The sequence below is a fragment of the Variovorax sp. P4_B10 genome, from assembly GCF_056402375.1.
This window is the reverse complement of the sequence record NZ_JBFUHN010000010.1, coordinates 111,084-117,743: the sequence shown is the minus strand read 5'-3', so window position 1 is coordinate 117,743 and position 6,660 is coordinate 111,084. Positions and strand designations below refer to the sequence as shown.

Annotated in this window: 8 protein-coding genes; 4 read left to right on the top strand and 4 right to left on the bottom strand. The window is 65.9% G+C overall.

Features of this window, described 5'->3' with window-relative positions; genetic code table 11:
* Positions 1–447: 447 nt before the first annotated feature.
* Together AC1DXX_RS07700 and AC1DXX_RS07695 are read right to left on the bottom strand one after the other, a co-directional pair.
* Positions 448–1,464, bottom strand: a complete 1,017-nt coding sequence (locus AC1DXX_RS07700; protein WP_478133585.1) for an MBL fold metallo-hydrolase — start codon at positions 1,462–1,464, stop codon at positions 448–450.
* A 60-nt stretch (positions 1,465–1,524) separates the two neighbouring features.
* Positions 1,525–2,514: a Bug family tripartite tricarboxylate transporter substrate binding protein gene (locus tag AC1DXX_RS07695; RefSeq protein WP_478133584.1), complete on the bottom strand. Its 990-nt coding sequence runs from the start codon at positions 2,512–2,514 to the stop codon at positions 1,525–1,527.
* Between the two features lie 206 nt (positions 2,515–2,720).
* Here AC1DXX_RS07695 and AC1DXX_RS07690 point away from each other — a divergent pair, with 206 nt between their 5' ends.
* The gene (locus AC1DXX_RS07690) at positions 2,721–3,098 is read left to right on the top strand and encodes a VOC family protein (protein WP_478133583.1); all 378 of its coding nucleotides are present in this window, start codon (positions 2,721–2,723) and stop codon (positions 3,096–3,098) included.
* Between the two features lie 4 nt (positions 3,099–3,102).
* Here the strand turns inward: AC1DXX_RS07690 and AC1DXX_RS07685 are convergent, their stop codons facing one another.
* Together AC1DXX_RS07685 and AC1DXX_RS07680 are read right to left on the bottom strand one after the other, a co-directional pair.
* Complete coding sequence (locus AC1DXX_RS07685) at positions 3,103–3,684, bottom strand: Fe-Mn family superoxide dismutase (RefSeq protein ID WP_478133582.1); 582 nt, start codon at positions 3,682–3,684, stop codon at positions 3,103–3,105.
* A gap of 30 nt (positions 3,685–3,714) precedes the next feature.
* On the bottom strand, positions 3,715–4,380 hold the full coding sequence (locus tag AC1DXX_RS07680) for a helix-turn-helix transcriptional regulator (RefSeq protein WP_478133581.1): 666 nt from the start codon (positions 4,378–4,380) through the stop codon (positions 3,715–3,717).
* Between the two features lie 243 nt (positions 4,381–4,623).
* On the opposite strand from AC1DXX_RS07680, the gene AC1DXX_RS07675 reads away from it, so the two are divergent.
* From AC1DXX_RS07675 to kdpA, 3 genes are read left to right on the top strand one after another with little or no spacing between them, the layout of a single operon-like run.
* Positions 4,624–4,746, top strand: coding sequence for a hypothetical protein (locus tag AC1DXX_RS07675; protein ID WP_478133580.1), 123 nt, complete (start codon positions 4,624–4,626; stop codon positions 4,744–4,746).
* Positions 4,743–4,841 (top strand): K(+)-transporting ATPase subunit F, encoded by a 99-nt coding sequence (gene kdpF / locus AC1DXX_RS07670; protein WP_478133579.1) that lies wholly within the window; start codon positions 4,743–4,745, stop codon positions 4,839–4,841. Before AC1DXX_RS07675 ends, kdpF begins: the two co-directional genes overlap by 4 nt.
* 1 nt (position 4,842) lies before the next feature.
* On the top strand, positions 4,843–6,651 hold the full coding sequence (kdpA, locus tag AC1DXX_RS07665; RefSeq protein WP_478133578.1) for a potassium-transporting ATPase subunit KdpA: 1,809 nt from the start codon (positions 4,843–4,845) through the stop codon (positions 6,649–6,651).
* Positions 6,652–6,660 lie beyond the last annotated feature (9 nt).

The window sequence follows — 6,660 nt, the reverse complement described above, 5'->3', positions numbered from 1 at the left end:
GGACCGTTTCGAGCGCTTCAAAGTAGACATCTGCGTGGATGGAAACGAGAGGCGACGGCGGATCTGTTGCAGCGCAAACCGCAGTGCTCAGAATGAAAAGCAAAGACAAGGCAGTTGCTGCCCTGTAAGCACGAGTGAAGATGGCCAAGTAAACGCGAGGGCGAGAGATAGAGCGCATGCCGAGAGTATGTAGGCTTGCTGATCACGACGGCGAAACCCACCCGCTCCGCCACGACCGAGCCCGCCCAAGTGAATTCCGAGCCAGCAGTTCAGCTCCATCACTAGCGCGGCTGATCTACCGGAGTTCTTTAAGCAATGCCGGGCAAGAGCCGTAGGTCCGCAATGGAGCAAGGGGAACAGCCGGTATGGGCCCTTAAGAGACATCGGACTTTGCTGCGCCGCGGGCCCTCACCCCGACCCTCTCCCAAGGGGAGAGGGAGCAAGACATCACTGCAGCACGAACCGATCCCGCTGCGCTTGCGCACACTCACCCATCACGTTCAATGCGCGCTCCACCGTGGGCGTGCCCAGCACGAAGGGGTTCGCCGCGCTCGCCGGCTGCTGCCGCAGCGTCGCCAGCTTGGCCTGCGAGCTGTCGACGTTCGAGTGGTTCGACAACATCACGTCGATGCCTTGCGCCTTGGCCAGGGCATCCATGCGCCGGGTGGACGCGATGTAATTGTTCAGCCGCGGCACGTCCTTGCCGAAGTTGAAGCCCGTGCCGCCCCAGAGCATGGCGCGATGCCTGCGGCCGTTCTCGCTCACATCGAACACCGGCGAGAGCGTGCCCATGGTGTGGCCCGGCGTGAGGTACAGCGTGACGGTGGTGTCGCCCAGCGTGACGCGGTCGCCGTCCTTTGCCGAGATGTCGCCCGCGCCGCGCTTGGGCGGCGCGCCCCAGATGGGCGTGGCGAACTCCAGCTTTGTCTCGGTCATCGTCCAGTCGGCGTCGCTCATCACCACGCGCGCGCGGTACTTCTGCGCGAGATAGGGCGCGCCGCCGTAGTGGTCGCCGTGGCCGTGCGTGACGATCACGTACTTGATCTGGGCCGGGTCGAGGCCCAGCTTGCGCATGCCGCCTTCGATCAGCGCGGCGGCTTCCATCTGGTTGTTGAGCGCATCGATGAGGATGATGCCGTCGGAGGTCTTGATGGCCCAGGCGCTGACCCAGTCGGCACCCACGAAATACAGGTTGTCGAAGGCCTTGGCGGGCGGCGGCGCCGGCTTGTTGATGAGCAGGGGGAGGCCCTTGTCGAGTTCGTCCTGCGGCGGGCGCGTGGCCGGGGCGGGCTTGCACAGCGAGAGCAGCGGTCCGAGGTCGGTGCCCGCGGCTTGGGTGGCTGCCGCGACGTGGGCAGCGACGGTTGCGTCGGAAGGTTTCTGCGCGGGTGTCTGTGCGCAGCCCTGGACGAGGGCGACAACCGCTGCCAGAGCGGCTGTCTTCAGGGGAAGCGAAGGAACCATCGGTGTCTCCATGCCGTCGTCGCGGCCCGTTGTGGAAACACCATTGTGCGGCGCCCCGGCTTATTCGATGGTCGCGCCCGAGGCTTGCACGATGCCCTTCCACTTCTCGTAGTCGGTCTTCAGCAGCGTGCCGAACTGTTCGGGCGTCATGCCCTGCGGCTCGGCGCCCTGGCCGACGATGGCGGCCTGCATCTCGGGCGTGGCCAGCAGCTTGTTGACCTCGGCGTTGAGGGTCGCGATCACGTCCTTGGGGGTCCTGGCCGGCACGAAGAGGCCGTACCAGGTGCTCACGTCGAAGCCCTTGTAGCCGAGCTCGGCCACGGTGGGCGTGTCGGGCAGCGAGGTGCTGCGCTTGGCGGAGGTCACGGCCAGCGGGCGCAGCTTGCCCGCCTTGATCTGCGCCAGGGCCGAGGGCACCGACGACACCATCAGGTCGACGTTACCCGCGAGCACGTCCATCATGGCCGCGTTGGAGCCCTTGTAGGGCACGTGGCGCATCTTGATCTTCGCGGCGCCGTTGAAGATCTCGCCGGCCAGGTGGATGGTGGTGCCGTTGCCGGGCGAGCCGTAGGTGACGGTGTCGGGCGCGGCGCGCGCGGCCGTCACCACGTCGTCGAGCGTCTTGAACTTCGAATTGGCCTGCGTGACGATCACCACCGGCGTGTAGGCCACATGGGCCACGGCGGTCAGGTCCTTGACCGGGTTGTAGCTCAGGTTCTTGTAGAGCCAGGGTGCGACGACCATGTTGTCCTTCTGGCCCATCACGATGTCGTAGCCCGTGGGCGCGGCGCGCGCAGCCTCGGCGATGCCGATGGTGCCGCCCGCGCCGGCGCGGTTGTCGGGCACCACGGTCCAGTGGTTGGTCTCGGTGAGCTTCTGCGCGACCAGGCGAGCGAGGATGTCGGTGCCGCCGCCGGGCGGGAAGGGCACGATCATGCGGATGGGCTTGGCGGGATAGGTCTGTGCATGGGCAGCCGTGGTGAACGCGAGGGAAAGGGCCAGGGGAAGTGCCAGCGCAAGGGCCAGCGAGCGGGTGAGTTTGCGGATCATGGGTTTGTCTCTTTGTCTGGACGAATCGGGGTTGCAGCAGCGGCGATGGAGTTCTTTTGGCCTCACTGCACCGAGGGTGCAGTGTGCCGCAAGCGCCGCGGCGGTGTTTTCGTGGTTCGCGATGGGTCCCGTATCAGACGGCGGCGACTTGACAGGGCCGTATCGGCGTCGAACATGAAGTGTCGATCCATACACAGGAGAAAACCATGCTCGGAAACATCGATGCGGTGGCCAACCTCGCGGTGAAAGACCTCGCGGTGGCCCGCCGCTTCTACGAAGACACGCTGGGCCTCGCCCAAGTCGACGCGGAAGGTGACGAAGTCATCGTCTACCGCAGTGGCAACACGCGCATCAACGTGTATCGCTCGTCGTTCGCCGGAACGAACCAGGCGACAGCCGTGACCTGGCAGGTGGGCGGAGACATCGAGCGCCTCGCCGCCGCCCTCAAGGCCAAGGGCGTGCGCTTCGAGCACTACGACATGCCCGATACGAAGCTAGTGGGCGACCTCCATGTCATGGGCGAGATGAAGGTCGCGTGGTTCAAGGACCCGGACGGAAACATCCTGAACCTGATCAACGGCTGATCGATCAGCCGAAGTTCTTGGCGAYGAAGTCCCAGTTCACCAGCTTGGCCAGGAARGTCTCGACGAACTTCTGGCGCAGGTTGCGGTAGTCGATGTAGTAGGCGTGCTCCCAGACGTCCACGGTCAGCAGYGCGGTGTCTGCGGTCGTCAGCGGCGTGCCGGCGGCGCCGGTGTTCACGATGTCCACCGAGCCGTCGGCCTTCTTCACCAGCCAGGTCCAGCCCGARCCGAAGTTGCCCACGGCCGACTTCACGAAGGCTTCCTTGAAGGCGTCGTAGCTGCCCCACTTGGCGTCGATGGCCTTGGCCAGCGCACCAGYGGGAGCGCCGCCGCCTTGCGGCTTCATGCAGTTCCAGAAGAAGGTGTGGTTCCAGATCTGGGCGGCGTTGTTGTAGATGCCGCCGCTGGCCTTCTTGACGATTTCTTCCAGCGTGAGGGACTCGAACTCGGTGCCCTTTTGCAGGTTGTTGAGGTTCACCACGTAGGCGTTGTGGTGCTTGCCGTAGTGGTACTCGAGGGTTTCCTTCGAATACTCGGGTGCCAGCGCGTCGAGGGCGTAGGGCAGCGGGGGGAGGGTGTGTTCCATGGTGGGTCCTTGTGGTGTGGGTAAAGCGTTTCAGGCGCGGGGCGTGGGGCTGACCTGGTAGGCGCAGCGCCGCGCACCCGCGAGCACATGCTCGACGCGGCTGACGGTCACTTCGGGCCCCAGCACGTCGCCGAAGAGTTGCAGCTCACTGCGGCAGAAGCCCGTGCAGGCCTGCGCCGCGGTGCAGATGGGGCAGTGGTTCTCGATGAAGAGAAAACCGTCGCCCTCGGGCCGGAACTCGGCCATGTAGCCCTCGCGGCCACGGATCTCGGCAAGCCGTTCCAGCCGCGTCCTGAGGCTGCGCGCGCCGCGCATGGCCTCGGTGTAGTTGGCGCGCATGGTGTTCTCGCGCGCGTCGATCAGCTGGTCCATGCCCTTCTCGCCGAACACGCTGATCACGGCGCTGATCATCTGCACCGTCATCTCGGCGTGCGTGTCGGGAAAGCGCTTGTGGCCCTCGCCGGTGAGCCGCCAGATCTGCGTGGGCCGGCCGCKGCCGCTGGGGCGGCTTTCGGCGTCGACCAGGCCTTCGGCCTCCAGCTTCGCCATCTGCTGGCGCACCGCTTCCACCGTGACGTTCAGCACCTTGGCGATGTCGGGAATGCCGAGCGCGCCGCGGGTCTTGAGCGTGGAAAGGATGCGGTCTGCCGGCTGGTGCGGCATCCAGCTGGGCCTGGCGTCGATGGGGGCGGACATGGACGGTTTCGTGGGGCGTGTGTGCATGGCCGATTTGCCATTTATCAAGCCAACGCTTTGATTATTAAATAACGCCGCAAGCCCTGTCGAGGCCGGTGACGCAATGACCTCGACAGGCCGGGGGCCATCTGGCCCCGGGGCGGGTTTTTACGCTTTCTTTATGCGTCCCCGACGACTCTGTTCCCTGTTTTTACGGACGCCTGCCGAGACTCGAGGCCTTGTATTTCGCTGCAGGAGTGATGAATGGACATCGTCTGGATGGGCGCCTTGCTGGCGCTGTGGGCCGTGGTGGCGGCCATGGTCGTCGGGCTGAACAGGCTCGACGCACCGAACTCACCAAGAACAACCGATGGGGACGCATCGTGATCAGCCTCGAAGTCCTCTATGGCTTTGGCGCCCTGGTCGCCGTGGTCCTGTTCGCCTACCTCGTCTTCGCGCTGATCTGCGCCGAGGAATTCTGAAATGACCGCTTCCGCCTGGGGCCTGCTGGCCCTTTTCCTCGCCGCACTCGGCGTGCTGGCCTGGCCCGTCGGCAAATTCCTTGCCGCCCTGTGCAACGAGCGCGTGCCACGCTGGATGCAGCGCGTCGAAGCGCCGCTCTACAAGCTTGCGGGCACGGCGCCCGAACGCTCGATGAACTGGCGCACCTACGCGCTGGCGCTGCTGGCCTTCAACCTCGTGGGCGCCATCGCCGTCTATGCGCTGCAGCGCCTGCAGGGCGTGCTGCCGCTCAACCCGGCCGGCATGGGCGCCGTGTCGCCCGATTCGGCCTTCAACACCGCGGTGAGCTTCGTCGCCAACACCAACTGGCAGGGCTATGCCGGCGAGTCGACCATGAGCTATCTCACGCAGATGCTCGGGCTCACGGTGCAGAACTTCTTCTCCGCTGCCACCGGCATCGCGGTGGCCTTCGCGCTGGTGCGCGGCTTTGCCCGCCGCGGGGATGGGGGTCAGGGCAAGGGCCTGGTCGGCAACTTCTGGGCCGACATCACGCGCATCACGCTGTGGGTGCTGGTGCCGCTGTCGTTCGTGCTCGCGGTCTTCTTCGTGGGCCAGGGCGTGATCCAGAACTTCGACGCCTACAAGTCCGTGGACACGGTCGAGACCACCGCCTTCCAGCAGCCGAAGAACGGCGCCGACGGCCAGCCGCTGAAGGACGAGAAGGGCGCCCCGGTGATGGAAGACGCCACCACCAAGACGCAGACGCTCGCCATGGGCCCGGTCGCCTCGCAGGAAGCCATCAAGATGATCGGCACCAACGGTGGCGGCTTCTTCAATGCCAACTCGGCGCATCCGTACGAAAACCCGACTGCACTCAGCAACCTGCTGCAGATGATCGCGATCTTCCTGATCCCGGCGGCGCTGTGCTTCGCCTTCGGCAGGGTGGTCGGCGACATGCGCCAGGGCTGGGCCGTGCTCGCCGCGATGACGATCATGTTCGTTGTCGCGGTGATCGTGGTCATGCCCGCCGAGCAGGCCGGCAACCCGCTGCTCGGTCCGCTGGGCGTCGACCAGGTGTCGAGCGCCCTGCAGTCGGGCGGCAACATGGAAGGCAAGGAAGTGCGCTTCGGCATCGACGCCTCGGCCCTCTTCGCCGCCGTGACCACCGCCGCCTCGTGCGGCGCGGTCAACGCCATGCACGACTCGCTCACCCCGCTCGGCGGCATGGTGCCCATGGTGCTCATGCAGCTTGGCGAGGTGGTGTTCGGCGGCGTCGGCAGCGGCCTCTACGGCATGCTGATCTTCGCGATGCTCGCGGTGTTCATCGCCGGCCTGATGATCGGCCGCACGCCCGAGTACCTCGGCAAGAAGATCGAGGTGCGCGAGATGAAGCTGATCTCCATCGCCATCCTGGTCACGCCGATCCTGGTGCTGGCCGGCACTGCGGTGGCGGTGATCGCGGGCGCCGGCAAGGCCGGCATCGCGAACCCCGGCGCACATGGCTTTTCCGAGATCCTCTACGCGCTGAGCTCGGCCGCCAACAACAACGGCAGCGCCTTCGCGGGCCTCTCGGCCAACACGCCCTTCTACAACGGCCTGCTCGGGCTGGCCATGTGGCTCGGCCGCTTCGCGATGATCGTGCCGGTGCTCGCCGTGGCCGGCTCGCTCGCCGCCAAGAAGCGCCTGCCCGTCACCAGCGGCACGCTGCCCACGCACGGCCCGCTGTTCGTCTCCTTGCTGATCGGCACCGTGCTGCTGGTCGGCTTGCTCAACTACGTGCCGGCGCTGGCTCTCGGGCCCATCGTCGAACACCTCGTGCTCTGGAAATAAGGAGCGCAC